Below are 26,367 nucleotides of genomic sequence, written 5' to 3'. Positions count from 1 at the left end.
CGGACGGGGATGGCCGGACGGCCACCCGCGTCCGTACGCCCGACCCGTACGGTGACCGGGTCAGTGCGCTCGGGCCGGACCCGGTGACCGGGTCAGTGCGACCGGGCCGGACCGGGGTCGCCCACCCCGAGGAAGCGCAGCACCGCCAGGACCCGGCGGTGGTCGGCGTCCGCCTTCGGCAGGTCGAGCTTGGCCAGGATGTTGTTGATGTGCTTGGCGACCGCGCTCTCGCTCACCACGAGACGGGCCGCGATCCCCGCGTTGGAGCGGCCCTCGGCCATGAGGGCGAGCACCTCCCGCTCGCGGGCCGTCAGCCGGTCCAGCGGATCGCTCGCCCGCCGCACCAGGAGCTGGGCCACGACCTGCGGATCGAGCGCGGTGCCACCGTCCGCCACCCGCCGCAGCGCCTCGATGAACTCCTCGACGTCCGCGACCCGTTGCTTGAGCAGATAGCCCACGCCCCTGGTGTTGGCGGCGAGCAGATCGGCCGCGTAGCGCTCCTCCACGTACTGGGAGAGCAGCAGCAGGGCGGTCGACGGCCGGCCGCGGCGGATCGACAGCGCGGCCCGTACTCCCTCGTCGGTGAAGCCCGGCGGCATCCGGACGTCCACCAGGGCCAGTTCGGGCCGATGCTCCTCGACGGCGGCGAGCAGCCCCTCGGCGTCGCCCACCTCGGCGGCCACCTGGAAGCCGGCCATCTCCACCACCTTGACCAGGCCCATCCGCAGCAGCACGGAGTCCTCGGCGATCACCGCTCGCCGCACTCCGGGCTCCTCATGTCCCGTACCGGCGGCGGTACTTGTCAGTTCCGGCACGGCAGCTCCACGTTCATCATGGTCGGCCCTCCCACGGGACTGCTCATCCGGAAGGTGCCGTCGACCGACCGCACGCGCTGGGCGAGCCCCCTCAGACCGCTTCCCCTGACGGCATCGGCCCCGCCCGGTCCGTCGTCCGCGATCACCACCCGCAGTATCCCGCCCAGCAGGGTCACGGTCACCTCCGCCCGGGTCGCCTCCCGCGCGTGCTTGGCGACGTTGGCCAGCGCCTCGGACACCACGAAGTAGGCGACCGCCTCCACCGCCGGCGCGGGCCGCCGCGACAGGTCCACCCTCAGTCGTACGGGCAGGGGCGCGCGGGCCGCCAGTCCGGACAGGGCGGCGTCCAGGCCGAGTTCGTCGAGGACGGCGGGGTGCAGTCCGCGCACCAGACTGTTCAGTTCCTCGATCGCCTCTTTGGCCTCCCGGTGCGCGGCGTCGATCACCTCGCGCGCCTTTGGCGGCAGATCCTTCAGCGTGGCCCTGGCCAGCCCGAGATTCAGCGCCAGCGACACCAGCCGCTGCTGCGCGCCGTCGTGCAAGTCCCGCTCGATACGCCGCCGTTCGGCGTCCGCAGCGTCCACCGCCCCGGCCCGGCTCTCGGTGAGGTCGACGACCCGCCGCACCAGGTCCTCCTCCGCGTCCCGGCCGAGCAGCCCGGGAGCCACCCGCACCTCCAGGCGCACGAGGGCCGCGGCCGCGACCGGGGCGGCGGCCAGAACGATCAGCCCCGCCGCGAAGAGACAGACCCCCCGCACGGTGTAGCCGAGGCCGGCGACCTGCCACCGCTCGGGCAGCGCGTAGATCCACACCGGGGCAAGGAGGGCGGTCGCCCCGGCCGACAGCAGCCCCACCACGAGCAGTTCGAGCCAGCCGAACAGCACCCCGGCCAGACCGTGGTATCCGAACTGGCGCCACAGCCGCCGCCACCCGGGGCGCGGGATGCCGATCCCCAGCAGCCGCCGGAAGCGCCACACCTGAGCCGCCGTCAGCACCGGCACACAGGCCGTCGTCACCAGCAGCATGAGCCCCAGCGCCACCGGTCCGCCGCTGTCGTCGCCCTCGACGATGTCCCGCCCGAGACCGAACTCCATGAGCAGCTGGAATCCCACGAACAGATGGAGCGGCGCCCCGAGCGCGAGGAAGGACACGTCGCGCCTCAGACGGGTGAGCGCGCGCCGTGCCCGGGGCGGGATCTTCATGGCCTCACCGTAGATGCCGGTCGGCGCGGTCCGCCATGAAGTCACCGTCCGCCCCGGGGGTGAAGCCAGTGCCACCCCCAAGTCGGACAGCCGCGTTACCGACTTGGCGCGCGGCGGACCGGAGGGTGGAACACGAGCCCGACGGCCGGGTTCACGGCACCGGAAGGAACCGCCGGATGACCATCGCCACCTTCAACGCCCTTCCCGTCAGGCCGGGTCGTGCCACCGCCGACACGTCCCGGCCCGGCCGCGGCCGCCGTTGGCAGGGCCGTCTCCTCATGGGTGCGGCCCTCGCCCTGCTGCCCTGGACCGGCTACCTCGCCGGCACCCTGCCGCCCGCCGAGGCCGCCGCCTGGATCGCCCTCGACGCCCTGGAGGCCGCCGCGCTGTTCTCCGCCGGAAGCCTGCTGTCGCGCTTCGACCCCCGTCACCGCGCCCCCGCGGCCGCCGCGGCGCTCCTCCTGCTCGCCGACGCCTGCGTCGACCTCGCCACCGCCGCCCCCGGACCGGAACGGGCCGTCGCCGCCGCCATGGCCGTGGCCGCCGAACTCCCGCTCGCGGCCCTGTGCGGGTGGCTCGCCGCACGCCCCACACCAGCACCCGCACCCGTACTCGCCCCGGAACGCGAAAACCGGACGCCTCCCGGCGCGGGGTGCGCCACCCGGGAGACGTCCAGAGCGTCCGGGGCGTCCGGGGCCTGATCACAGGCCCTCGGGCGCCTTACGCCAGCAGCGACTGCGTGAGCGGCCCCGCCAGCGGCAGATCGGCGATCGCACCGCCCCGGGTGAGGTGGTCGGTGACCAACTGGGTGCCGACCGGCTGGAAGTCGGCGACCTGGGTGCCGAGGCCGTTGTCGAGCGGGTCGACACCGGTGTTGGCCAGCGGGTCGAGCTGGAGATTGGTCACCGAGGCCAGGCCCTTGCCCGCGCCCGCCAGGGAGGCGCCGGTGCCGCCGGCACCGCCGGTCAGCGTGTCGAGCGTCTGGCCCACCCCGGCCATCCCCCCGTCGGCGGGGGCGGCCGGGGCGGCCTGTGCGGCGGCGCCCGCGCCGAACACGGCCGCGCCGGCCGCCGTGACGGTGAGTCCGGCCTTCAGCAGGGCACTGCGGCGAGAGGTCCGGGGGGCTGCGTGACGCGCCATGGGGGTCCTTCCAGGATCCTAAGAGTGGTCGAGCGGGCACCGACAGTAGTGGAGGTGTGATGCTCGATACCAACGGGCGGCCTCGGGGGTCCCCTGCACGGGGGAATGCTTCACACTGGTGTCCCGTGAGTTCCCAACCGATACCGACCCGGGTCGTTCTGCTGACGGGTCCCTCCGGCTCCGGCAAGTCGTCCCTCGCCGCCCGCACCGGGCTGCCCGTCCTGCGCCTCGACGACTTCTACAAAGAGGGCGACGATCCCACGCTCCCGCTGGTCGGGGGCAGTTCGGACATCGACTGGGACTCCCCCGCCTCCTGGGACGCGGACGCCGCCGTCGCCGCGATCGAGGCGCTGTGCCGTACCGGCCGGACCGACGTGCCCGTGTACGACATCTCCACCAGCTCCCGGGTCGACCACGAGTCGCTGGACATCGGCCGCACCGCGCTGTTCGTGGCGGAGGGCATCTTCGCCGCCGACATCGTGGACCGCTGCCGGGAAGCCGGCGTCCTGGCCGACGCGCTGTGTCTGCGCGGCCGCCCTTCGACGACCTTCCGCCGCCGGCTGGCGCGCGATCTGCGCGAGGGCCGCAAGTCCGTGCCGTTCCTGCTGCGCCGCGGCTGGCGGCTGATGCGGGCCGAGCGGGCCATCGTCGCCCGGCAGTCCGCGCTCGGGGCCCACCCGTGCGGTCCGGACGAGGCCCTGGGCCGGCTCGCCGCGGCCGCCGCGGGCCGCTGCCGCGTACCGGCACCTCAGTAGCCCCAGTAACGGCAGCACCATAGCGGCGTCCCAGCAACCGCGAACCGGGTCCTGACCGGGTAGCGGCGTCCCCACGGCGCCGCACCCGGCCCTGAGCCCTGAGCCCTGACACCACGGCACGACACACGACGAAGGGCCGGACAGGTCCCCCGCCTGTCCGGCCCTCGCCGCTGTGCTCCCCCGTGTCCCGCGCTCGCGCGCGGCACCCGTTTTCCCCCGTACTTCCCCCGTTGCTTTCCCCCGTACGTCCTTCAGGCGACCAGCTCGCCGAAGGACTCCTGCTCGTCACGTCCGAAGCTGAGCACCTCGTCCTCGCGCAGCCGCCGCAGCGACCGCCAGATGCTCGACTTCACCGTGCCGACACTGATGTCGAGGATGTCCGCGATCTCCGGATCGGTGCGGCCCTCGTAGTACCGCAGCACCAGCATCGTGCGCTGCAGCTCGGGCAGCCGGGCCAGGGCCTGCCAGAGGACGGCGCGCAGCTCGGTGCCGCGCATCGCGTCCGTCTCGCCGACCGTCTCCGGCAGCTCCTCGGTCGGATACTCGTTGAGCTTGCGCCGGCGCCACGCGCTGATGTGGAGATTGGTCATCGTCCGGCGCAGATAGCCGCCGACCGCGGCCTTGTCGCTGATCCGGTCCCAGGCGCGGTACGTGGAGAACAGCGCGCTCTGGAGCAGGTCCTCGGCCTCGAACCGGTCACCGGTCAGGTGGTAGGCGGTGGCGTACAGGGAGGCCCGGCGTTCCTGGACGTAGGCCGTGAAGGCCGCCTCGGCGGCCTCCGCCTTCGCCCGGGCGGAACGCTCCCCCGTGGCCTCCCCGTACACCGCTCCCCCGTCAGCGACGGCGACCATGTAAGGCGCCTTGCGCTGACGTCCGGCGCCGCGAACGCACCCCCGCCCGTTCACACCGCCGGACTTCTCCGTGCTCCGCGTGACGTCGTGCAGACGCGTGGCCACCGCGCTCGAGCTGCTGCCGTGCAGGGTGTTCATCTCGCGCCCCCCGTCGTGTGGAGTTCGTTTCGGTCCGTCTCGATGTCGAACAGCCTGCCCGGCCGACTTCATGGAGGTGTCCCCCGACTGTCACAGACGTGTCACAGGGCGCCCTGGATCCGGGTGTCGTCCGTACCCCGTGATGACCGGACGGTCGAACTCCGACGGCCGCATGCGACAGAATGAGTCCGTGCCTTTCCTGTTGCTGATCGAGGACGACGACGCCATCCGCACGGCGCTCGAACTCTCCCTGTCCCGCCAGGGCCACCGTGTGGCCACCGCGGCGACGGGTGAGGACGGCCTGCAGCTGCTGAAGGAGCAGCGGCCCGATCTGGTCGTGCTGGATGTGATGCTGCCCGGTATCGACGGGTTCGAGGTGTGCCGCCGGATCCGGCGCACGGACCAGTTGCCGATCATCCTGCTCACGGCCCGCAGCGACGACATCGATGTCGTCGTGGGTCTGGAGTCGGGTGCCGACGACTATGTGGTCAAGCCCGTGCAGGGCCGGGTGCTCGACGCCCGGATCCGCGCGGTGCTGCGGCGCGGGGAGCGCGAGTCCACCGACTCCGCCACCTTCGGCTCGCTGGTGATCGACCGCTCGGCGATGACCGTCACCAAGAACGGCGAGGACCTCCAGCTCACGCCGACCGAGCTGCGGCTGCTCCTGGAGCTGAGCCGCCGGCCGGGGCAGGCGCTGTCGCGCCAGCAGCTGCTGCGGCTGGTGTGGGAACACGACTACCTGGGCGACTCACGGCTCGTCGACGCGTGCGTCCAGCGGCTGCGCGCCAAGGTCGAGGACGTACCGTCGTCGCCGACCCTGATCCGTACGGTCCGCGGTGTCGGCTACCGGCTGGACGTCCCTGCGTGAGCAAGGGGATCGTGTCGGTGCTCCGCTTCACCAGCCTGCGGCTGCGGCTCGTCGTCGTCTTCGCGCTGGTCGCGCTCACCGCGGCCGTGTCGGCGTCGGGCATCGCGTACTGGCTCAACCGCGAGGCCGTCCTCAAGCGCACCCAGGACGCGGCCCTCAACGGCTTCCGGCAGGAGATGCAGAACCGGGCGGCCACCCTGCCGCTGCGGCCCACCCAGGAGGAACTGCGGCGCACCGCCGAGCAGATGGCGAGCGGTACGGCCGGTTACAGCGTGCTGCTCGTCGGCGAGCGGGACGCGGGCAAGCCGATCGTGGGGGCCTCCGACCCGGACCAGTTCACGCTGGCGGACGTGCCGCAGTCGCTGCGGACGGCGGTGCGGACCAAGCGGGCGGTGACGGACGCCAACGCGTTCCCGTACCACCTCTTCTGGCAGCGCACCCAGCGCGGATCGACGCCGTACCTGGTCGGCGGCACGAAGATCGACGGCGGCGGGCCGACGGGCTACATGTTCAAGTCGCTCGCCGCGGAGAAGGCCGATCTCAACTCGCTGTCCTGGTCGCTCGGCATCGCCACCGGTCTCGCCGTGATCGGCTCGGTGCTGCTCGCGCAGGTCGCGGCGACCACGGTGCTGCGGCCGGTGCACCGGCTCGGCGAGGCAGCCCGCAGGCTCGGCGAGGGCAAGCTGGACACCCGGCTGCGGGTCTCCGGCACCGACGAACTCGCGGATCTGTCGCGTACGTTCAACAGCGCCGCCGAGTCGCTGCAAAAACGCGTCGCGGACATGAGCGCGCGCGAGGAGGCCAGCCGCCGCTTCGTCGCCGACATGTCGCACGAGCTGCGCACCCCGCTGACCGCGCTGACGGCCGTCACCGAGGTCCTGGAGGACGAGCAGGACACGCTCGACCCGATGATCGAACCGGCCGTGGCGCTGGTGGTCAGCGAGACGCGCCGGCTGAACGACCTGGTCGAGAACCTGATGGAGGTGACCCGCTTCGACGCGGGCACCGCCCGGCTGGTCCTCGACGACGTGGACATCGCCGACCAGATCACCGCCTGCATCGACGCGCGGGCCTGGCTGGACGCGGTCGAGCTGGACGCGGAGCGCGGGATCGTGTCCCGGCTCGACCCGCGCCGGCTCGACGTGATCCTGGCCAACCTGATCGGCAACGCGCTGAAGCACGGCGGCTCACCGGTGCGGGTGTCGGTACGGACGGAGCACTCCGAACGGCCGGAGTGCGCCGAGCCGCACGCCGACCGCGCCGACCGGACGGACGGGCACGACGGATACGAGGGTTACGAGGGTTACGAGGGACGCGACGGGCACGGCCGGACGGACGGGCCCGACGACGAGGTGGACGAGGACTCCGGGCCGGACTTCCGGGAGTGCGAGGACCTGGTGATCGCGGTACGCGACCACGGGCCCGGCATCCCCGAGGAGGTGCTGCCGCATGTCTTCGACCGCTTCTACAAGGCGAGCGCGTCGCGGCCGAGGTCGGACGGCAGCGGTCTCGGTCTGTCGATCGCCATGGAGAACGCGCTGATCCACGGCGGCTCGATCACCGCGTCCAACTCGACGGACGCGGACGGACGGGTGGACGGCGCGGTATTCGTCCTGCGGCTGCCCCGGGACGCTTCGGGAGTCGCGCGGGAACTGCGGGCCGGGCGCGGTGGCCAGGGCGAGGTGGAGGAGAGTTGAGGCGTCGCCGTACGGGACGACGGGGCGCGGCGAGCGGGCTCATAGCCCTGGCCGCCGCCACCCTGCTCGCGGGCTGCGGAATCCGGACGACATCCATCCCGGTGGACGCGGGCGCGGCGCCCTCGCGGGTGCCGTGCGAGGCGGCGGCCGGCGGGACGACGGAAAGCGGAACGCTGACCGAGGGCGGGAGCGCGGGCTCGGCTTCGGGATCGGACTCGGGTGCGGGCTCCGGTACGGACTCCGGTACGGACTCCGGTACGGACTCCGGTGCGGACTCGGGATCGCGCTCCGGTGCGGGTGGGACGCGGTCCGAGGGGATCGCGCCCGGGCCGCGCGGGGTGCCGCTGCGGGTGTACCTGCTGTGCGGGGCCCAGCTGGAGCGGGTGGAGCGCGGCTCGTCGCTGCCCGAGGAGAAGGCGAGTGACGACCCGGTCCGTACGGCCGCGGCGCTACTCGCCCAGCTGACGTCCGAGCCGTCGGAGGGCGAGCGGCAGGCGGGCTTCTCGTCGGCCGCCCAGGGGGCGCTGACGGTGAGCGGCCCGCGCCGGGGCGACCCGGCGGACACGCTGCGGCTGAGCCGTCAGCCCGAGGATCTGCCGGCGGCGGCGCTCGCGCAGCTCGTGTGCACCTTCGCGCAGAGCGCGGCGGGAGCGGGTGGCGACACGGTGGTGCTGGGCGGGCCGGGCCCGTACGAGCCGCGCCGCTACCGCTGTACGGAACAGCTGAGGGAACGGCCGGAGTCCCCGGTGCCGTCCTCGCGCCCCTGAGGACGTGGGCCGGGCTTCCCGGCCATGAGGCTTCCTGCCATGGGCTTCCCGGCCATTGAGGGGAAGCGGGCCGCGCGGCGCGCGGTGCGGGAGAGCGGTACGGGGAAACCGGTCCTGGGAGACCGGTCCGTGCCCCCAGGGGCCCTGGGGGCAACCCTGAGAGGCGTCTCAGGGTTGCCCCGGAGGGACCGGGGAGGGGTCCGGGGGCGGGGGTGGCCTCTCCCCCGAAACGGTCCTGCGGAACCTTGTGCGGAACCGATTCGGCCAAGGGGCGCGTCTTGGGGTGCGTGCAGCGTCAAGGTTCGGGCAATGCAGGCAATGCGGGCGGCAAGACCGCCCCGGTCGTACGTGTGGCGGGGTTCGTGCTCCTCCTCGCGCATCTGGGAATCGTCGCCTGGGTGGCGCTGAGGCCGCGGGACGTGGCCTGGGTGACCGCGCCGAATCTGACCCCCCTGGCCGGACTGCGCGCGGACCTGGCGCTCGGCCCCGCGGAGGCGGCGCGCCGGATCGGCGACGGACTGCTGCTCATGGCCCCGCTCGGGGTGCTGCTGCCGATGGCCGACGGGCGGCTGCGGGTCTCGCCGTGGGCCTCGCTGGCCCGGACAACGGCGGCCGGGGCGCTGGTGTCCATGGCCGTCGAACTGCTCCAGACGGCGGTTCCGGGCCAGGTCGTGGACGTGGACTCGGTCTTCCTGAACACGGCGGGCGTCGCGCTCGCGCACGTCCTCGTGGTCCCGGCCGGCCGGGCCCGGCTGCGCCGCGGACCCTCCACTGAGGCACACACGGGGCCCCGGGGCCGTCCGGGCAGGCCGTACGCCGGCGGCAGGTCGTACGGTCCGGGGTCCCGTACCTCGTCCGGTCCGGCGTCCCGTACGCACACCGTCGCGCGCTCCGTGGCGCACCCCGGGGGCGCGTCCTCCTCCCGGGGCGGGCGCCCCGGGTCCCCTCAGGGCCCGACCCCGACGATTCCCAGGGTCGGGATCGCCCCGTAGAGCGACGCTTCGTACGGCCCCGGGCGGCAGCATGGGAGTCATCCGGAAGCGGAAATCCCGACCACCCGGAACCGAACGAAGGAGCCCACCATGGCCGCACTTGCCCGCCCCCGCGACGGACGCGTGATCGCTGGAGTGTGCGCGGGTCTGGCCCGGCGCTTCGGCATCTCCTCGAACACGATGCGACTGATCTTCCTCGTCTCGTGTCTGCTGCCGGGCCCGCAGTTCCTGCTCTACCTGGCGCTGTGGGTGCTGCTGCCCGAGGAGAAGACGTCGAGCTCGGCCTGGTAACCCGACCCCTCGCGACCCCCGCCATAGGCGCACCCCCGCCATAGGAAGGGCGCCCGTCCGGTCAGACCGGACGGGCGCCCTTCGTGCGTGCGGGGTGCGCGCGAGATCAGAAAAGGCCGCCGATGGGCAGGCCCTTGAGCGGCAGGCCGCCGAGGAGACCGCCGACCGAGCCGAGCGGGGTCTTGCCGAGACCGGACTTGACCCCGTCCAGCGGCAGGCTCGACGTCTGCTTGCCGACCTCGCCCTGGAGGTTCTGCTGGCCGAGCGCGCCGGGCAGGGTCTTCGCGCCCTGACCGAGGGCCTCGGTGGCCTGCTGCGGGGCCTGGCCGAGGGCCTGGGTGGCCTGCTGCGGGGCCTGGGCCAGGCTCTGGCCGCCCGGGATGAGCTTGGACGCCAGAGCCAGCGGGTCCGGGGTGGCCGGCTGCGGGACCGGGGCGGCCGAGGCCGTACCGGCGGCGGTGGCGGCGAAAGCGGCACCCAGAACGGCGACACCCAGCTTCTTGGCGGCGGACTGCTTCATCAGAAAACTTCCTCGGTAATCTCGGGAATCGCGGAGCGGGGAATGCACGGGAAAAGCGAGTGGCTATGAAACGTAACCATCGAACGCCCGCCCCGCAAACACCGAAATGCGGCCGGGCGTGGCTCGCCCGACCGCATCGATTCCCGCCCCTCGCTCCTTGATCAGCCGATGCCGCGAGAAGAGTCGCTGGTGGCAGCGGTCTGCTGGAACAGCCATTCGGACTTCAGCTCGGCATATCCGGGCTTGATGACATCGTTGATCATGCCCAGTCGTTCATCGAAAGGAATGAACGCTGATTTCATCGCATTGACCGTGAACCACTGCATGTCGTCGAGCGTATACCCGAAGGCGTCGACCAGGAATTCGAATTCCCGGCTCATGCTGGTGCCGCTCATCAACCGATTATCGGTGTTGACGGTGGCCCGGAAGTGGAGCGTGCGCAGCAGTCCGATCGGGTGCTCGGCGTACGAGTCGGCGGCGCCGGTCTGGAGGTTGGAGGTGGGGCACAGCTCCAGCGGGATCCGCTTGTCGCGCACGTACGCGGCGAGCCGGCCGAGGGTGACCGAGCCGTCGTCGGCGACCTCGATGTCGTCGATGATCCGCACACCGTGCCCGAGCCGGTCGGCGCCGCACCACTGGAGCGCCTGCCAGATCGACGGCAGGCCGAAGGCCTCGCCCGCGTGGATGGTGAAGTGGTTGTTCTCCCGCTTCAGGTACTCGAAGGCGTCCAGGTGGCGGGTGGGCGGGTAGCCGGCCTCGGCGCCCGCGATGTCGAAGCCGACGACGCCCGCGTCCCGGTAGCTGTTGGCCAGCTCGGCGATCTCCAGCGCGCGAGCGGCGTGCCGCATCGCGGTCAGCAGCGCCCCGACCCGGATCCGGTACCCCAGCTCCCGTGCCTGCCGCTCCCCTTCCCGGAAGCCCTCGTTGACGGCCTCGACGACCTCTTCGAGCGTCAGCCCGCCTTCCAGGTGCTGCTCGGGGGCGTACCGGACCTCGGCGTAGACGACCCCGTCCTCGGCCAGGTCGACCGCGCACTCGGCGGCGACCCGGACCAGCGCCTCACGGGTCTGCATGACGGCGCAGGTGTGCGCGAAGGTCTCCAGATACCGCTCCAGCGACCCGGAGTCGGCGGCTTCCCGGAACCAGACGCCGAGCTTGTCGGGGTCGGTCTCGGGGAGGGCGTCGTAGCCCTGCGCGCGGGCGAGCTCGACGATGGTGCCGGGCCGCAGCCCGCCGTCGAGGTGGTCGTGCAGCAGAACCTTCGGGGCACGGCGGATCTGGCCCGCGGTGGGTGTGGTGGGGATCTGGCTCGTCATTTCCGCACTGTAGCGCCTACGCGCGTAGAACACCCGGCGTGCCACGTAAAGAGTCGGTACGCCCCCACCGCACCCGTACCGATGCCCAACAACCGCCCCACCACCCCTTCTTCTCCCCGAGGAGCGGCCCACCTCCGACACCACCCACCCAGCCTTCCTTCCCACCCGAGGGGCCGCACCCACCACTCCCCACTACCCAAGCGGGAGGGGTGCGGGGCGGTGCGCCACGACGCGGACGGGAGCGGGGGCCGGGGAGGGGGTCGTGTTCGGAACGTAAAGCGTGATTTGTGGCGCGGGACCAGTAACGCTTCACGCACTGCAGAGGCCATCCGCGCCGTAAATCATGCAGTGCAGAACACGAGCCCCCGGACCGGCCCACGCGCACCACCCACCACAACCCCAGCGCACCGCACCAGCACCCCGACCGCGCCCCCACGCCCCCGCGCAAAACCCCCAGCACAGCGCAGCGCCCCGCGCCTAGCCTGCCCCCATGACCGACCTCCAACGCGCCTACGCCTTCCTCGCCGACTTCACCCGCCGCCAAGCCGAACGCGTCCTCGACCTCCCCGGCGCCTTCGCCGCCCTCGACGACACCTTCCGCCACTCCCACGGCAACAACCTCGTCCTGGTCACCGGCACCCCCTCCCCCGACCCGGCCGCTCTCCCCGCCTTCGTCGACGAGGCGATGTCCCACCTCCCGTTCCGCGTCGTCTCCATTCCGGACGCCACGACCGCCGCCGTCTGCGCGGGTCCGCTGCTGGAGGCCGGCTATACCCGTTCGACCGTGGTCGTGATGCGCCACCGCGGCCCCGTCCCGGCCGAGGGCGGAGCCCGAGAGGTCGATCTGCCGGCGTTGCGCGAGCCGATGGCGGAGATCTGGCGGCATTTCCTGCCGAACGCCTCGGACGAGGTGATCCGCAATCTGGTGGAGCGCCGGGCGGCCCGGCCGCGGGGTGCGGACGATGTGCGGTTCCTGGCGTCGCACGACGTGTTCGGGCAGGTCGCGTCGTGGGCGGATCTGTATCTGGATCCGGCGTCGGGTGTCGCGCAGATCGAGGATCTGATCACGGCGGGGCCGTATCTGAAGCAGGGGCACGCGGGCGTGGTCCTGGACACGGCGCTGCGGATCGCGGCGGCCGAGGGCTGTCCGACCGTTTTCCTGACCGCGTTGAAGGACGATTGGCCGATCGAGTGGTACGCGCGGCGCGGTTTCGAGTCGATCGGGGAGATCGCCTGCTTCGAACTCTTGCAGACGGAGGCGGGGTAATTCCCCGTCCGAAAACAGGTGTTCGACGGGCGAACACCAGCGGACGATACGCAACAGTGATCGCGCGTACGGGTCACGTACACCTCCGCTTCTGAGAATGTTCCGTCATGGCGCACAACGCACTCGTGGGAACGGCCGGCACCCGGACTCCCCGGCTCGGCCGGGCCGTCGGCGCGACGCAACCCGTCACCGGGGCCGGCGGGGTGGTTCTGCTGCTGCCGGACGGGGAGGCCGCGTCGGGGCGGCGACCGTCCGCGCGGGCGCACGCGGCGGCGCTGCCGCTGGCGCGGCGGCTCGCGCGCGAGGGACGGGCGGACGGTCTGGTCGCGCATGTGGTCCGCTACCGGGGCCGGGGCTGGAACGGTTCGGACGCGCAGCTCGCGGCGGACGCCGCATGGGCGGTGTCGGAGGTGGTACGGCGGTACGGCGACGTCCCGGTGTGCCTGGCGGGCCGGGGCATGGGCGCGCGGGCGGCGCTGCGGGCGGGCGGGCACGACGCGGTGTCGGCGGTGCTGGCGCTCGCGCCGTGGCTGCCGGAGGAGGACCGGGCGGCGGAGCCGGAGCCGGTGCGGCAGCTGGTGGGGCGGCGGGTGCTCCTGGTGCACGGGACCCGGGATGCCCGGACGGATCCGGAGCTGTCGTTCCGGTTCGCCGAGCGGGCGAAGAAGACCAACCGGGACACCTGTCGCTTCGAGGTGCACGCGGACGGCCACGCCCTGCGCCAGTACCACGCGGAAGTCCACGCGCTGGCCGTCGACTTCGTCCTGTCGTCGCTGTTCGGGCACGCACGCAGCCGACCGCTGACGGACGCGCTGGCGGCGCCGCCGCCGCTGGGGTTGCGGATGCCGCTGGCGGCGGGTTTCGGCCGTTCCCTGCGCCGTCGGAGCGGGCCGGGCACGGCCCGCTGACGTCAACCCCTGACGCCGCTCCCGCGCCCCGCCACAGCCCCGCCGCCACTCCACCGCGCGCCGGTCACTCCGGTTACTTCGGTTACTCCGGCAGCAGGTTTCCCCGCTTGCTCAGCAGGAACTTCTTGAAGGCGGCGACCGGCGGGGTGTCCGGGTGCCCGTCGAGCCAGGCGACGCCGATCTCACGGGCGGCGCGCGGCGAGGTGACCCCGAGTTCGACGACACCGGGGCGCGCCACCGCCGGGGGCGGCAGGAGCGCGACGCCGAGACCCGCGGCGACGAGTCCGCGCAGCGTCTCGGCCTCCTCGCCCTCGAAGGCGACGCGCGGGGTGAAGCCGGCCCGGGCGCACAGGTCGTCGGTGATGCGGCGCAGCCCGTAGCCGGGTTCGAGGGTCACGAAGAACTCGTCGGCGGCCTCGGCGAGCCGGATGCGCTTACGGCCGGCGAGCCGGTGGTCCTCGGGGACGACGAGCCGCAGCCGCTGTTCGTCGAGACGGCGGCCGACGAGGTCGGGGGCGTCCGGGACGGGCGAGGTCAGGCAGAGGTCCAGCTCACCGGCCCGGAGCCGTTCGAGCATGGCCTCGCCGTAGTTCTGGACCAGGGTGAAGCGGATGCCGGGGTGGTCGACCCGGAAGGCGCGGATGAGGGCGGGCACCGTCTCGGAGCCCATGGTGTGCAGGAAGCCGAAGGCGACCCGGCCGGCGGTGGGGTCGGCGTCGTCGCGTACGGTGCCCGCGGCACGCTCCACCTCGGCGAGGGCGCGCTCGGCTCCGCCGAGGAAGCGGCGGCCGGCCGGGGTGAGCGCGACCGTTCGGCCGCGGCGGGCGAACAGGGTGACGCCGAGGTCCTCCTCAAGCCGGACCATCGCCCGCGAGAGCGTGGACTGGGGGACGCCCATCTCGGCGGCGGCCCGGGTGACGTGCTCGTGGCGGGCGACGGCGGCGAAGTACGCGAGGCGCGGCGTGAGCAGCAGTCCCATGTCTTCTTCGTTACTGTTCGATGACAGGCGAGGCTGTGACCTGTACTCATGCACCATAGGAACGATTACAGCAGGTTCGTGCATTGGACGCATGAAACCGGGCGGCCTACGTTCTGGGTATGCCTTCCGCCAGTACCAAGGCGGCCGCCCACCCCGCGGTCGCCGACTCCCGCACCACCCCCGATTCCCTCGATTCCCGCGATTTCCGCGATTTCCGCGATTTCCGCGATTTCCGCGACGCGAACGCCGCCTCCACCGGCGTCGGTGTCGACACCGACGCCGACACCGACGCCGACGCCGACGGCCAAGAGGTCCGTGAAGCACACCGGGTCCGCGCGGCCCGCAAGGCCGCTGCCGCCGCCCGCGAGGCGGACGACACCCGCCTGGCCCCCGGCGCCCCCGGTTTCCGCCGCCTCAGCCTGGCGCTGTTCGCCGCCGGAGTGGCCACCTTCGCCCTCCTCTACTCCACCCAGGCCCTGCTCCCGGCCGTCTCCGCCGAGTTCGGCGCCACCGCCTCGGCCGCGTCCTGGACGGTCTCCGGCGCGACCGGCGCGCTCGCCCTGTGCGTGCTGCCGCTGAGCGCGCTGTCCGAGCGGTTCGGCCGCCGCCAGATGATGACGGCCTCGCTGGCGGTCGCGGTGGCGCTCGCCCTGCTGGTGCCGCTCGCCCCCAACCTGGAGTCCCTGATCGTGCTGCGCGCGCTCCAGGGCGCGGCGCTGGCCGGTGTGCCGGCCTCGGCGATGGCGTTCCTGGCCGAGGAGGTGCGGCCGAAGGCTCTGATCGCGGCCATCGGCCTGTTCGTGGCGGGCAACTCGATCGGCGGCATGAGCGGCCGGCTGCTCACCGGCTGGGTGGCCCAGCTGTGGGGCTGGCGCGCGGGTCTGGCGGCCGTCGGTCTGCTGGCCGTGGCCTGCGCGGTCGCGTTCCGCTTCCTCATCCCGCCGGCGCGGCACTTCACGCCCGCCTCGCTGAACCCGAAGGCACTGGGCCGGACCGTGCGCGGTCATCTGGCCGACCCGCTGCTCGTCCGGCTGTACGCGATCGGCGCGCTGTTCATGACGGTGTTCGGCGCCGTGTACACGGTGATCGGCTACCGGCTCACCGAGGCCCCGTTCTCGCTCCCGCAGGGCGTGGTCGGCTCGATCTTCCTGATCTACCTGGTCGGTACGGTCTCGTCGGCGGCGGCCGGCAAGCTGGTCGGCCGCATGGGCCGGCGCGGCGCGCTCTATCTCGCGGTCGGGGCGACGACGTCCGGTCTGCTGCTGTCGCTCGCCGACACGCTGCCCCTGATCCTCGCGGGCCTGGTCCTGATCACGGCCGGCTTCTTCGCCGGGCACGCGGTCGCCTCGTCCTCGGTGAGCCGTACGGCGAAGACGGGCCGCGCGCAGGCCTCGGCGCTCTACCAGTCGGCGTACTACCTGGGCAGCAGCGTCGGCGGCACGCTCGGCGCGGTGGCCTTCCACTCGGGCGGCTGGTCCGGGACGGTCGCGATCGGTCTGGTGGCGGTGTTCGGCGTCGTGTCGATCACCCTGTACGGATCGCACAGCGCGCGGGCGGCCGAGCGGCGCCACCGGCTGGCGACCGCCTGACGCACGACGGCCAAGCTCGGCCCTCGGACTCTTGAACGCTTCGAACCGTTCAAGAGGTGAATACGGGAAGGCGTGAAGACACGCACGGCGCCCGGGACCGATTCGGTCCCGGGCGCCGCCGCATGCGGCCCGCACTTGACCCGTTCTCTTCCCGGTGCAACTGTCCAACCCTTCGAAAGCGTCGTAACACAGAAGACCGAAGGGGGAGTTGAGCGTCATCATGAACACGCGCGCGACGATGAGGAAAAGAGCCGGGCTCGGCCTCGCGGTCACGTCCCTGGTGGTACCGCTGACGGTGGCCGTGGGCACCGCCCCGGCACAGGCGGCGTCGTCCTGCAACGTGACGACGGGCCCGTACCAGAAGCAGGTGGAGAAGTTCCTCGGCCGGACGGCCGACGGGCGCCAGTCGCTCGCCGACTGCAAGGCCATCCAGAGCTTCCAGCGCACGCACGGGATCACCCCGGCGATGGGCTACGCCGGTCCGGTGACCTGGCGCACCATGTCGACGATGCTCGCGCAGCGGGCCGCGGGCAAGAACCCGAACAAGGCCGGCAAGTGCCCGACGAACAAGGGCCGGATCGCCTGTGTCGACCTGACCCGGCAGCTCAGCTGGATCCAGGACGGCAAGACGCTCAAGTACGGTCCGGTGCCGGTGCGCACGGGCCGGGACGGAGCGGAGACCCGTACCGGCTCCAGCAAGATCTACTGGCGCAACATCAAGCACTGGTCGACGCTCTACGACGTCTGGATGCCGTACGCGCAGTTCTTCGACGGCGGCCAGGCGTTCCACTCGGTGACCAAGTCCATGTGGAATCCGCCGGGTTCGGGCGGCTGCGTCAACATGCGGCCGGGCGACGCGAAGGCGTACTGGAATCTGCTGAAGAACGGCGACGACGTCTACATCTACGGGCGCAAGCCCGGGACCTGACCGGCCCGCGGGCCGCGCCCCGGACCGTACTGTGGACCGGGTCCCGGCCGGCTCCGGTCCGCGACCTGGCCAAAGGCGCCTCCGTCCGTCGGTGCGCTGCGATAGCTTCCCTTCATCGGTGTCGGACGGGCGCCGGTGAAGGGCAAGCACGCGGGGTGGACCGATGGACCTGATGACGGAAGACCTGGAGAAGTACCGCCGGGAGCTGACCGGTTACTGCTACCGGATGCTCGGTTCCGCCTTCGAGGCGGAGGACGCGGTCCAGGACACCATGGTGCGCGCCTGGCGCTCGCTCGACTCCTTCGAGGGACGTTCCTCCCTGCGGTCCTGGCTCTACCGGATCGCCACCAACGTCTGTCTGGACTCGCTGAACGCGGGCAACCGGCGGGCCCGCCCGATGGATCTGTCGGAGCCGACGCCGGTGGCGCAGGCCCGGCTCAACGAACGCCCCGAGATCACCTGGCTGGAGCCGGTGCCGGACGGCCGGGTGCTGCCGTCGGTGGCCGACCCGGCGGAGACGGCGGTCTCGCGCGAGACCGTGCGACTGGCGTTCGTCGCCGCGCTCCAGCACCTCCCGCCGAAGCAGCGGGCGGTGCTGATCCTGCGCGAGGTGCTGGCCTGGAAGGCGAGCGAGGTGGCCGAGCTGCTCGGCCTGACCGTCGCCTCCGTCAACAGCGCGCTCCAGCGGGCCCGCGCGACGATCCAGGAGAACGCGCCGACGGCCGCGGACGGCGCCGATCCGCTCGACGAGGAGCAGAAGGCGCTCCTCGAACGCTATGTGGCGGCCTTCGAGGGCTACGACATGAAGGCGCTCACGACGCTCCTCCACGAGGACGCCACCATGTCCATGCCGCCGTACGACCTGTGGCTGCGCGGCCACGAGGACATCGTCGGCTGGATGCTGGGCGTCGGCGAGGTGTGCCGGGGCTCGAAGCTGGTCCCGACCGTGGCGAACGGCCAGCCGGCGTTCGCGCACTACCACCCGGACCCGGAGGGCGGCTACGCGCCGTGGGCGCTGATCGTGCTCGAACTGCGCGACGGGAAGATCGGCGGGATGGACTTCTTCCTGGACACCAAGCGGTGGTTCCCGCTGTTCGACCTGCCGGAACGGCTGGAGGCCGCCACCGACTGAGCCGGTCCGCTCTCGCGCCGGTCCGGCAGGCCGGCGCGGGTCGCGGGGCGGCCGGAGCGGGGCACTGCGGGCCGGCGCGGGGCACGGGGCGGGCCGCCGGGGGCCATCGCGGGTCACAGCAGGTCGCCGAGCCCGACGAGCGCGAGGACATCGCGCAACTCGGGCCCGGCGCCCCGGAACAGCAGCCGGTGTCCGCCCCGCCGGGCGGCGAGCCGGAGCCGGGCGACCGCGTCGACGGCGGCGAGTCCGGCACCGGTGAGCCCGGCGAGGTCGCAGACGACGACGGTCGGCGGGGCGGCGGCGAGCAGCTCGCAGAGCCGCCGCACCTCGTCGGGCGCGGGCCGGCCGGCGAGGCGTAGTTCGAGAGTTCCGGACATGTCCACAAGGGGTGGACCGCCCGGGCGGCCGAAACTCATCGCCGGCTGGCCCCGGGCTGCCCCGTCCGCCCTACGAGGGCGGTCTTCCAGGCCGTGGCCGGGAGTCTCTAGGCTCACCGCCATGACTCATGACCGCGCCCGCGCCGACCTGGTGATCTTCGACTGCGACGGTGTCCTGGTGGACAGCGAGCGGATCTACTGCCGGGTCGACCGGGAGGTGTTCGCGCGCCTCGGCGCCGAGTTCAGCGAGCAGGAGATCATCGACCTGTTCGTCGGCACCTCCGGCAAGCAGCTCACCACCCTGGTCGAGGAACGCGCCGGCCGCCGGCTGCGGCGTGGCTGGGACCGTCCGTTCCGGCATCTGTACGAGGAGGCGCTGGACGCGGAGCTGACGGCGGTCGAGGGCGTCACGGAGGTCCTGGACGCCCTGGACGTACCGTTCTGTCTCGCCTCCAACGGCAGCCACCGCTCGATACGCCGTAATCTCACCCGTACCGGCCTCCTCCCCCGCTTCGAAGGCCGCGTCTTCAGCGCCCACGACGTCGCCCACGGCAAGCCGGCCCCCGATCTCTTCCTGCACGCGGCCCGCTCGATGGGCGTGGCGCCCGAGCGCTGCGCGGTGGTCGAGGACAGCGCGTACGGCGTCCAGGCGGCCCGCGCCGCGGGCATGCACGTCTTCGGCTTCACCGGCGGCCTCACCCGCGCGGACCGCCTGGCCGGCCCCGGCACCCACCTCTTCACGCACATGCGCGAGCTGCCGGAGCTGCTGGGGGTGGGCGCATGAGCGCGGACGTGGCATGGGAGCGGCTGTTCCACGCGTACGGGACGGCGACCGACACGGCGGCGTGGAGGGCCGCGTAGCGGCGGGCGCTCAGTCGAGTGGGAACTCCGAGGTGTCGAGGGTGAGGCCGAAGGGGGCGGGGAGGTGGATCTCCTCGCCGAACTCGACGACCTCCAAGACCCGGTAGAGGCCGTTCCTCGGCTCGCCGTAGAGCGTGATGGTGGGACAGCCCACGACCCAGCGGTCGATGAGCAGGTAGAGGGGCACACCCGCGGTCGCGTAGCCCTGCAGCTTCGCGATCCTGTCGTGGTTCGCGTTCCGCTGCGAGGTAATCTCCACGACGAGTTCGGCCTCAGCCGCCGGGAGGCCCTTGAGGGACTCGCCGACCGACTTCTTGGGCGCCACCAGAACATCCGGCACGAACATGCCCGCGCGCTCGGGAAGAGCCAGCGGCTGTGTCTGGTAGACACCCCAGTCCCGGGGGATCGCCGAGTAGAGCGCCCGTTGGACGTCGTCGGCGATGTTGTTGTGCGGGCCTGACGGAAACGGTGACACGGTGATGATCCCCTCGATGATCTCCACCTTGCAGCCCTCAGGCCAGTCCATCGATTCCCAGCGATGGACCAGGTCGTCCCAGCCGTTGCCCTGCTCGGGTCCGGCTTCGGCGGCGAGTGCGCTCATGGTGTGCTCCTCAATCGGTCGTCACCGATCCCAGCATGCCGAACGGGACCGGTGGGGGTCCACCGATCCCGTTCACCCATACGTGTCACTGGCACATGCCAGGGGCGTTCAGCGCCTCACGGCCCTGCCCCGAAGACGCCCCTTACGCGATGCGGTCCAGGACGATCGGCGTCCGCGTGAAGGAGGTGCCCTCCGGGGCGATGTCCCAGGACGACTCCAGGGACTCCAGGGCGTACCCGAACTTCTCCGGGGTGTCCGTGTGCAGCGTCAGCAGCGGCTGGCCCGCGGTCACCGTGTCGCCCGGCTTGGCGTGCATCTCGACGCCCGCGCCCGCCTGCACCGGGTCCTCCTTGCGCGCGCGGCCGGCGCCCAGGCGCCAGGCGGCGACGCCGATGTCGTAGGCGTCCAGGCGGGTGAGCACACCGGAGGCCGGGGCCATGATCACGTGCTGCTCGCGGGCGACCGGCAGGGCCGCGTCCGGGTCGCCGCCCTGCGCGGCGATCATGCGGCGCCAGACGTCCATCGCGGAGCCGTCGGCCAGCGCCTTCGCCGGGTCGGCGTCCTTCAGGCCGGCCGCGTCGAGCATCTCGCGGGCGAGCGCGAGGGTCAGCTCGACGACGTCCGCCGGGCCGCCGCCCGCGAGGACCTCGACGGACTCGCGGACCTCCAGGGCGTTGCCGGCGGTCAGGCCGAGCGGGGTGGACATGTCGGTGAGCAGCGCGGCCGTGCGGACGCCGCTGTCGGTGCCGAGCGCGACCATGGTGGAGGCCAGCTCGCGGGCGTCCTCGATGGTCTTCATGAAGGCGCCGGTGCCGACCTTGACGTCCAGGACGAGCGAGCCGGTGCCCTCGGCGATCTTCTTCGACATGATCGAGGAGGCGATCAGCGGGATGGCCTCGACGGTGCCGGTGACGTCGCGCAGCGCGTAGAGCTTCTTGTCGGCCGGGGCCAGGCCGTCGCCGGCCGCGCAGATGACCGCGCCGGTGCCGCCGAGGACGGACAGCATCTCCTCGTTGGACAGCAGCGCCCGCCAGCCGGGGATGGACTCCAGCTTGTCGAGGGTGCCGCCGGTGTGGCCGAGACCCCGGCCGGACAGCTGCGGGACGGCCGCGCCGCAGGCGGCGACGAGCGGGGCGAGCGGCAGCGTGATCTTGTCGCCGACGCCGCCGGTGGAGTGCTTGTCGGCGGTCGGGCGGGACAGCGAGGACGAGAAGTCCATCCGCTCGCCGGAGGCGATCATGGCCGCGGTCCAGCGGGCGATCTCGTCGCGGTTCATGCCGTTCAGCAGGATCGCCATGGCCAGGGCGGACATCTGCTCGTCGGCGACCTCCCCGCGGGTGTAGGCGTCGATGACCCAGTCGATCTGCTCGGGGCTCAGCTCGCCCTTGTCCCGCTTGGTACGGATGACGGAGATGACGTCCATGTGGTGATGCCTCTTTCTACGCGCATAGAGCGAAGGGAGAAGGGAGCAAAGGAGAAGGCGGCCCCTCCATCCTGCCGGAAGGGCCGCCTCAGGGAATTACGAAGCCGGGGAAGCCGGGTGGTCGTCCGAAGCCGGGCGGTCCGCAGCCGGGCCGTCCACCGGACCGTCCACCGGACCGCCCTGCGCCGGGTGGCCCGACACCAGGTGGTCCGGGCCGAACGCCTGCGGCAGCATCTCCGCCAGGGTGCAAAACCCGGCGGGCGTCTCCAGGACCAATTCGGGGCCCCCGAACTCGTACAGGAGCTGCCGGCACCGGCCGCACGGCACCAGGGGCTCGCCCCGGCCGTCCACGCACGCGAAGTGCGTCAGCCGGCCGCCGCCGGTCGCCTGGAGCCGCGAGACCAGTCCGCACTCGGCGCACAGACCGAGACCGAAGGAGGCGTTCTCCACGTTGCAGCCGGAGACGGTCCGCCCGTCGTCGACCAGGGCCGCCGCGCCGACCGGGTAACCGGAGTACGGGGCGTACGCGCGGGCCATGGCCTCGCGGGCCGCCGTGCGCAGGGACGCCCAGCCGGCCTCGGAGAGGCCCGTACCGGACAATCCGCCCTTGGGCGCGGCCCCGGCCTCGGCCCCGGACTCGCCGGCGGCCGGGTCCTTCGACGGGTCCATCGGCCCCGCCGTCACTTGCCCTGGCCCTTCCGGTACGGCAGTCCGTCCGCCTTCGGCATTCGCAGCCGCTGCGCCGACAGGGCCAGCACGAGCAGCGTGGTGATGTACGGAGCGGCGTCCACGAACTGGCTCGGGACCTCGTCGGTGAACGCGTACCAGCAGAAGAAGCCGGCCGCGACGACGGCGGCGACGACGGCCGCCACGTACTTCTTCTTGTACAGCTGCCACAGCGCGGCGATCACCAGCAGGACGGCGACCAGCAGCAGCAGCGCGTGGACGTTCTCGGCGCCGCCGCGCAGCTTGAGGCTGTCGGTGAAGCCGAACAGGCCGGCGCCGAGGGCCATGCCGCCCGGCATCCAGTTGCCGAAGATCATCGCGGCGAGACCGATGTAACCGCGGCCGCCGGTCTGGCCCTCCTGGTAGATGCCGGTGGACACGATCGCGAGGAACGCGCCGCCGAGGCCCGCGAGGCCGCCGGAGATCGCCACGGCGATGTACTTGTACTTGTAGACGTTGACGCCCAGCGACTCGGCCGCGACCGGGTTCTCGCCGCAGGAGCGCAGCCGCAGGCCGAAGGCCGTACGCCACAGCACCCACCAGGTGGCCGGGATCAGCAGGATCGCGACGATCGTCAGCAGCGACAGGTTGGTGACCAGTCCGCCGAGGATGCCCGCCAGGTCGGAGATCAGGAACCAGTGCTTGCCCTGGAGCTCGGCCAGCTTGTCCGAGAGCCCGGGGACGGTGATCTGGGTGATCTGCTCGATGCGCGGGGACTGCTTGGAGGAGCCGCCCTCGGCCTCGGCGAACGTGAAGTTCGCGAGGTACTTGGTGAAGCCGAGCGCCAGGATGTTGATCGCCACACCGGAGACGATGTGGTTCACGTTGAAGGTGACGGTGATGATCGCGTGCAGCAGACCGCCGAGCGCGCCGCCGAGGATGCCGACGACGACACCCGTCCACGGGCCCCACTGGTAACCGGCCCAGGCACCGAACCAGGTGCCGAGGATCATCATGCCTTCGAGACCGATGTTGACGACGCCCGCGCGCTCGGACCACAGACCGCCGAGACCGGCGAGGCCGATCGGCACGGCGAGCTGGAGGGCGCCGGAGACCTGGCCGACCGAGGTGAGGTCGTCGGCCCCGGAGACGGCGCGGACCAGCGAGAAGAGCACGAGACCGGCCGCGACGATCAGCAGGATCCAGGGCCAGGTCAGCTTGCGGCGCGCACCCTTGGCGGGGGCGGCGCTGGGCTTGGCGACGGTGCCGGTGCTCATGCCGCCACCTCCTTGTCGGTCGTGAGGGCGGCGCCGGCGGCCAGCTGCTCGCCGACCTTCTGCTGCTGGCGGCGGAGGCCGTAACGGCGGACGAGCTCGTAGGAGACGACCACGGCGATCACGATGATGCCCTTCATGATCTCGGTGATCTCCTTCGGGTAGCCCTCGGTGTCCAGCGTCGAGGACGCCTTTTCCAGGAACGCGAAGAGGAGCGACGCGAAGAGGATGCCGACCGGGTGGTTACGGCCGAGCAGGGCGATCGCGATGGCGGTGAAGCCGACGCCGACCGGGAAGTCGAGGCTGTACGTGTGCGTCTCGCCGAGCAGCGTCGGCATGCCGGACAGACCGGCGAGGCCGCCCGAGATCAGCATCGAGGTGAGGACCATCTTCTTGGCGTCGACGCCGCTGGCCTGGGCCGCGGACTCGCTGGCGCCGGTGGCGCGCAGGTCGAAGCCGAAGCGGGAGCGGTTGAGGACGAACCAGTAGACGACACCGAGCCCGAGCGCGACGAAGGTGAAGCCGTAGATGACGCCGTTGCCGTCGCCCATGTCGATGCCGGGGAACCAGCCGGTCTCGGCGATGTCGCCGGTGGTCAGGTTGTTGGAGCCCTCGGGCTGGACGCCGAAGTTCTTCGGCAGGATCAGCCAGGCCACCAGGGCCGTGGTGATCGAGTTCAGCATGATCGTGGAAACGACCTCGGAGACCCCTCGGGTGGTCTTGAGGATGCCCGCGATACCGGCCCAGAAGGCACCGGTGAGCATGGCGACGAGCACGATCAGCAGGATGTGCAGCGGGCCGGGCAGGCTCACGGAGGCACCGACGAGGGCCGACACCATGGCGGCGAGTCGGTACTGGCCGTCGACGCCGATGTTGAAGAGGTTCATCTGGAAGCCGACGGCCACGGCCAGCGACGCCAGGTAGTAGATGCCCGTCTGGTTGACGATCAGCACCTGGATGTCGGAGTACGCCGCGTTGTCCAGCATCAGCTGGATCGGCTCGATCGGGTCGAGGCCCGTCGCGAGCAGCACCAGCACGGTGAGCACGAACGAGGAGACGAGCGCGAGCACGGGGCCGGCGGCCCCGATGATCAGCTTGTCCTTGTCGATTTTCGTCATCGGGCGTCACCGTCTCCGGGCTGCTGGTCGTTGCCCTCCAGGTGACCGGTGGCGGCACCGGTCATGGCGGAGCCCAGCTCCTCGGGCGTGATGGTGGCGGGGTCCGCGTCGGCCACGAGCCGGCCTCGGTACATGACCCGGAGGGTGTCGGACAGGCCGATCAGCTCGTCCAGGTCGGCCGAGATCAGCAGCACCGCCAGGCCCTCGCCGCGGGCGTCGCGGATGGCGTCCCAGATCTGCGCCTGCGCGCCGACGTCCACACCGCGGGTGGGGTGGGCGGCGATCAGGAACTTGGGGTGGTGGCTCATCTCGCGGCCGACGATCAGCTTCTGCTGGTTGCCGCCGGACAGCGAGGCCGCGGTCACGTCGATGCCGGGGGTGCGGACGTCGTACTCGCGCACGATCCGCTCGGTGTCGGCGCGGGCGGCCTTCGGGTCGAGGATGCCGCGCTTGGAGTTCGGGGCCTCGGTGACATGGCCGAGGATCCGGTTCTCCCAGAGCGAGGACTCCAGGAGCAGGCCGTGGCGGTGGCGGTCCTCGGGGATGTAGCCGATGCCGCCCTCGCGGCGCTTTCGCACGGAGGTCGTGGTGATGTCGGTGCCGTCGAGCGTGATGACGCCGGCGTCCGGGCTGTTCATGCCCATCAGGGCCTCGATCAGCTCGGTCTGGCCGTTGCCCTCGACACCGGCGATGCCGAGGATCTCGCCCTTGTGGATGGTGAACGAGATGTCGTCGAGGAGCTTGCGGGCGCCGACGGCCACCGGGGCGGCCGGGGTGCCCGCGGTCTTCGCGAGCGCGTCCCGCGGCTCGGCGTCCCGGGGCTCCGGGATGTCAAGGACGGCGGCCGGGTCCTCGGGGGCGGCCGTCGTCAGCGGGGCGGCGGAGGCCACGCCGGACTCGGTCAGGGTCAGCCCGGCCACCCGGAGCATCGGGACGTCCGTCACCGTCGACTCGCGCGTCTCCGGCGAGGGCAGCTCGGAGCCGACCATCAGTTCGGCGAGCTGCTTGGTGGTGGCGGTCTTCGGGTCGGCGGTGCCGACCGTGGTGCCGCGCCGGATGACGGTGATGTCGTCGGCGACCTTCAGGATCTCGCCCAGCTTGTGCGAGATGAAGATGACGGTCAGGCCCTCGGACTTGAGTTCGCGCAGGTTGTCGAAGAGCGCGTCGACCTCCTGCGGGACCAGGACGGCGGTCGGCTCATCGAGGATCAGGATGCGGGCGCCTCGGTAGAGGACCTTGAGGATCTCCACGCGCTGCCGGTCGGCGACCCCGAGGTCCTCGACGAGGGCGTCGGGCTGGACCCCGAGGCCGTACGCGTCGGAGATCTCCTGGATCTTGCGACGGGCCTTGCCGCCGATGCCGTGGAGCTTCTCGCCGCCGAGGACGACGTTCTCCAGGACGGTGAGGTTGTCGGCGAGCATGAAGTGCTGGTGCACCATGCCGATACCGCGCGCGATGGCGTCACCGGGGCTGTGGAACGAGACCTGCTCGCCGTCGACGGCGATGGTGCCCTCGTCCGGCTTCTGCATGCCGTAGAGGATCTTCATCAGGGTCGACTTGCCGGCACCGTTCTCACCGATGAGGGCATGAACGGTGCCCTTGCGAACGGTGATCGCGATGTCCTTGTTGGCGACGACGCCGGGGAAGCGCTTGGTGATGCCGTGGAGTTCGACGGCAGGGGGGCTGGACGCGTTGATGGCGCACTCTCCTTGGCCGGAAGGAGTGGGAGCGGACGGGCAGGGCGGGGCGAAGTTATCGTGCCGCTGGGACATCTACACGCGTAGCACTGCCGAGAATGGAAAACCCGTACGGTAATGAGACCGGGCCCGGCCGCCGGGTCCGCGGGGGCCGTACGGAGCGGCCGGAAAAGCGGTGGCGGGCGGACCCGAGGG

Annotated in this window: 26 protein-coding genes and 1 pseudogene; 13 read left to right on the top strand and 14 right to left on the bottom strand. The window is 72.0% G+C overall.

Translation table 11 applies throughout. From position 1 onward, the window contains the following. Positions 1-92: 92 nt before the first annotated feature. Positions 93-752, bottom strand: coding sequence for a response regulator transcription factor (locus ACGFRB_RS15890; RefSeq protein WP_363007014.1), 660 nt, complete (start codon positions 750-752; stop codon positions 93-95). Positions 753-802: 50 nt separating this feature from the next. Next, positions 803-2,017 carry a sensor histidine kinase gene (locus tag ACGFRB_RS15885; protein ID WP_393243433.1) on the bottom strand — a complete coding sequence of 405 codons (1,215 nt, stop codon included), beginning with the start codon at positions 2,015-2,017 and terminating at the stop codon, positions 803-805. A 176-nt stretch (positions 2,018-2,193) separates the two neighbouring features. Between ACGFRB_RS15885 and ACGFRB_RS15880 the strand changes: the two genes are divergently transcribed. Continuing rightward, the gene (locus ACGFRB_RS15880) at positions 2,194-2,718 is read left to right on the top strand and encodes a hypothetical protein (protein WP_393243431.1); all 525 of its coding nucleotides are present in this window, start codon (positions 2,194-2,196) and stop codon (positions 2,716-2,718) included. A gap of 19 nt (positions 2,719-2,737) precedes the next feature. Here the strand turns inward: ACGFRB_RS15880 and ACGFRB_RS15875 are convergent, their stop codons facing one another. Then, complete coding sequence (locus tag ACGFRB_RS15875; RefSeq protein WP_361226063.1) at positions 2,738-3,157, bottom strand: hypothetical protein; 420 nt, start codon at positions 3,155-3,157, stop codon at positions 2,738-2,740. A gap of 59 nt (positions 3,158-3,216) precedes the next feature. On the opposite strand from ACGFRB_RS15875, the gene ACGFRB_RS15870 reads away from it, so the two are divergent. Beyond that, the gene (locus ACGFRB_RS15870; RefSeq protein WP_363006901.1) at positions 3,217-3,912 is read left to right on the top strand and encodes a uridine kinase; all 696 of its coding nucleotides are present in this window, start codon (positions 3,217-3,219) and stop codon (positions 3,910-3,912) included. Positions 3,913-4,163: 251 nt separating this feature from the next. Here the strand turns inward: ACGFRB_RS15870 and ACGFRB_RS15865 are convergent, their stop codons facing one another. Then, on the bottom strand, positions 4,164-4,901 hold the full coding sequence (locus ACGFRB_RS15865; RefSeq protein WP_393243428.1) for a SigE family RNA polymerase sigma factor: 738 nt from the start codon (positions 4,899-4,901) through the stop codon (positions 4,164-4,166). A 190-nt stretch (positions 4,902-5,091) separates the two neighbouring features. Between ACGFRB_RS15865 and afsQ1 the strand changes: the two genes are divergently transcribed. From afsQ1 to ACGFRB_RS15840, 5 genes are all read left to right on the top strand, one after another. Then, entirely contained in the window at positions 5,092-5,769 is a 678-nt protein-coding gene (afsQ1, locus tag ACGFRB_RS15860; protein ID WP_359880978.1) for a two-component system response regulator AfsQ1, read from the top strand. Beyond that, the gene (locus ACGFRB_RS15855; protein WP_393243426.1) at positions 5,766-7,466 is read left to right on the top strand and encodes an ATP-binding protein; all 1,701 of its coding nucleotides are present in this window, start codon (positions 5,766-5,768) and stop codon (positions 7,464-7,466) included. Before afsQ1 ends, ACGFRB_RS15855 begins: the two co-directional genes overlap by 4 nt. Beyond that, positions 7,463-8,233 (top strand): hypothetical protein, encoded by a 771-nt coding sequence (locus tag ACGFRB_RS15850; RefSeq protein ID WP_393243424.1) that lies wholly within the window; start codon positions 7,463-7,465, stop codon positions 8,231-8,233. The genes ACGFRB_RS15855 and ACGFRB_RS15850 overlap by 4 nt, the downstream gene beginning before the upstream one ends. Before the next feature lie 350 nt (positions 8,234-8,583). Next, entirely contained in the window at positions 8,584-9,225 is a 642-nt protein-coding gene (locus ACGFRB_RS15845; RefSeq protein ID WP_393243422.1) for a VanZ family protein, read from the top strand. A 90-nt stretch (positions 9,226-9,315) separates the two neighbouring features. Then, a complete protein-coding gene (locus ACGFRB_RS15840; RefSeq protein WP_363006891.1) occupies positions 9,316-9,516 on the top strand; it encodes a PspC domain-containing protein in 201 nt (66 codons plus the stop codon). A 106-nt stretch (positions 9,517-9,622) separates the two neighbouring features. On the opposite strand, the gene ACGFRB_RS15835 is transcribed toward ACGFRB_RS15840, so the two are convergent. Both ACGFRB_RS15835 and ACGFRB_RS15830 read right to left on the bottom strand, forming a co-directional pair. Then, on the bottom strand, positions 9,623-10,036 hold the full coding sequence (locus tag ACGFRB_RS15835; protein ID WP_363006889.1) for a hypothetical protein: 414 nt from the start codon (positions 10,034-10,036) through the stop codon (positions 9,623-9,625). Positions 10,037-10,197: 161 nt separating this feature from the next. Then, positions 10,198-11,352 carry an adenosine deaminase gene (locus tag ACGFRB_RS15830; RefSeq protein ID WP_363006887.1) on the bottom strand — a complete coding sequence of 385 codons (1,155 nt, stop codon included), beginning with the start codon at positions 11,350-11,352 and terminating at the stop codon, positions 10,198-10,200. 490 nt (positions 11,353-11,842) lie between these two features. Between ACGFRB_RS15830 and ACGFRB_RS15825 the strand changes: the two genes are divergently transcribed. Both ACGFRB_RS15825 and ACGFRB_RS15820 read left to right on the top strand, forming a co-directional pair. Beyond that, positions 11,843-12,619, top strand: coding sequence for a GNAT family N-acetyltransferase (locus ACGFRB_RS15825; RefSeq protein WP_393243419.1), 777 nt, complete (start codon positions 11,843-11,845; stop codon positions 12,617-12,619). A 107-nt stretch (positions 12,620-12,726) separates the two neighbouring features. Beyond that, positions 12,727-13,527: an alpha/beta hydrolase gene (locus ACGFRB_RS15820; protein WP_363006884.1), complete on the top strand. Its 801-nt coding sequence runs from the start codon at positions 12,727-12,729 to the stop codon at positions 13,525-13,527. 82 nt (positions 13,528-13,609) lie between these two features. On the opposite strand, the gene ACGFRB_RS15815 is transcribed toward ACGFRB_RS15820, so the two are convergent. Next, positions 13,610-14,563, bottom strand: a complete 954-nt coding sequence (locus ACGFRB_RS15815; RefSeq protein ID WP_393243417.1) for a LysR family transcriptional regulator — start codon at positions 14,561-14,563, stop codon at positions 13,610-13,612. Between the two features lie 62 nt (positions 14,564-14,625). On the opposite strand from ACGFRB_RS15815, the gene ACGFRB_RS15810 reads away from it, so the two are divergent. From ACGFRB_RS15810 to ACGFRB_RS15800, 3 genes are all read left to right on the top strand, one after another. Then, entirely contained in the window at positions 14,626-16,095 is a 1,470-nt protein-coding gene (locus ACGFRB_RS15810; RefSeq protein ID WP_393243415.1) for an MFS transporter, read from the top strand. A 220-nt stretch (positions 16,096-16,315) separates the two neighbouring features. After that, positions 16,316-17,023, top strand: a complete 708-nt coding sequence (locus ACGFRB_RS15805; RefSeq protein ID WP_393243413.1) for a L,D-transpeptidase — start codon at positions 16,316-16,318, stop codon at positions 17,021-17,023. A 163-nt stretch (positions 17,024-17,186) separates the two neighbouring features. Next, complete coding sequence (locus ACGFRB_RS15800) at positions 17,187-18,155, top strand: sigma-70 family RNA polymerase sigma factor (protein ID WP_393243411.1); 969 nt, start codon at positions 17,187-17,189, stop codon at positions 18,153-18,155. A gap of 113 nt (positions 18,156-18,268) precedes the next feature. Here the strand turns inward: ACGFRB_RS15800 and ACGFRB_RS15795 are convergent, their stop codons facing one another. Beyond that, entirely contained in the window at positions 18,269-18,532 is a 264-nt protein-coding gene (locus tag ACGFRB_RS15795; RefSeq protein WP_393243409.1) for an STAS domain-containing protein, read from the bottom strand. A 121-nt stretch (positions 18,533-18,653) separates the two neighbouring features. Here ACGFRB_RS15795 and ACGFRB_RS15790 point away from each other — a divergent pair, with 121 nt between their 5' ends. Continuing rightward, a complete protein-coding gene (locus tag ACGFRB_RS15790; protein ID WP_393243407.1) occupies positions 18,654-19,316 on the top strand; it encodes an HAD family hydrolase in 663 nt (220 codons plus the stop codon). An 87-nt stretch (positions 19,317-19,403) separates the two neighbouring features. Here the strand turns inward: ACGFRB_RS15790 and ACGFRB_RS15785 are convergent, their stop codons facing one another. From ACGFRB_RS15785 to ACGFRB_RS15760, 6 genes and pseudogenes are all read right to left on the bottom strand, one after another. Beyond that, positions 19,404-19,994, bottom strand: coding sequence for a Uma2 family endonuclease (locus tag ACGFRB_RS15785; protein WP_393243405.1), 591 nt, complete (start codon positions 19,992-19,994; stop codon positions 19,404-19,406). 142 nt (positions 19,995-20,136) lie between these two features. Then, positions 20,137-21,417: a thymidine phosphorylase gene (locus ACGFRB_RS15780; RefSeq protein ID WP_393243403.1), complete on the bottom strand. Its 1,281-nt coding sequence runs from the start codon at positions 21,415-21,417 to the stop codon at positions 20,137-20,139. Positions 21,418-21,618: 201 nt separating this feature from the next. Further along, positions 21,619-22,086: pseudogene (locus tag ACGFRB_RS15775) on the bottom strand (cytidine deaminase); the annotation flags it as partial. An 11-nt stretch (positions 22,087-22,097) separates the two neighbouring features. Then, positions 22,098-23,360: an ABC transporter permease gene (locus tag ACGFRB_RS15770; RefSeq protein WP_363006868.1), complete on the bottom strand. Its 1,263-nt coding sequence runs from the start codon at positions 23,358-23,360 to the stop codon at positions 22,098-22,100. Further along, positions 23,357-24,475 (bottom strand): ABC transporter permease, encoded by a 1,119-nt coding sequence (locus ACGFRB_RS15765; RefSeq protein WP_363006866.1) that lies wholly within the window; start codon positions 24,473-24,475, stop codon positions 23,357-23,359. Before ACGFRB_RS15765 ends, ACGFRB_RS15770 begins: the two co-directional genes overlap by 4 nt. Then, positions 24,472-26,247: an ABC transporter ATP-binding protein gene (locus ACGFRB_RS15760; RefSeq protein WP_393243401.1), complete on the bottom strand. Its 1,776-nt coding sequence runs from the start codon at positions 26,245-26,247 to the stop codon at positions 24,472-24,474. Before ACGFRB_RS15760 ends, ACGFRB_RS15765 begins: the two co-directional genes overlap by 4 nt. Positions 26,248-26,367: the final 120 nt, after the last annotated feature.

Origin of the sequence: Streptomyces sp. NPDC048718 (assembly GCF_043198875.1) — a bacterium.
GTDB lineage: Bacteria > Actinomycetota > Actinomycetes > Streptomycetales > Streptomycetaceae > Streptomyces.
Note: the sequence above shows the minus strand (reverse complement) of the source record. Positions and strands in the feature narration are given on the sequence as shown.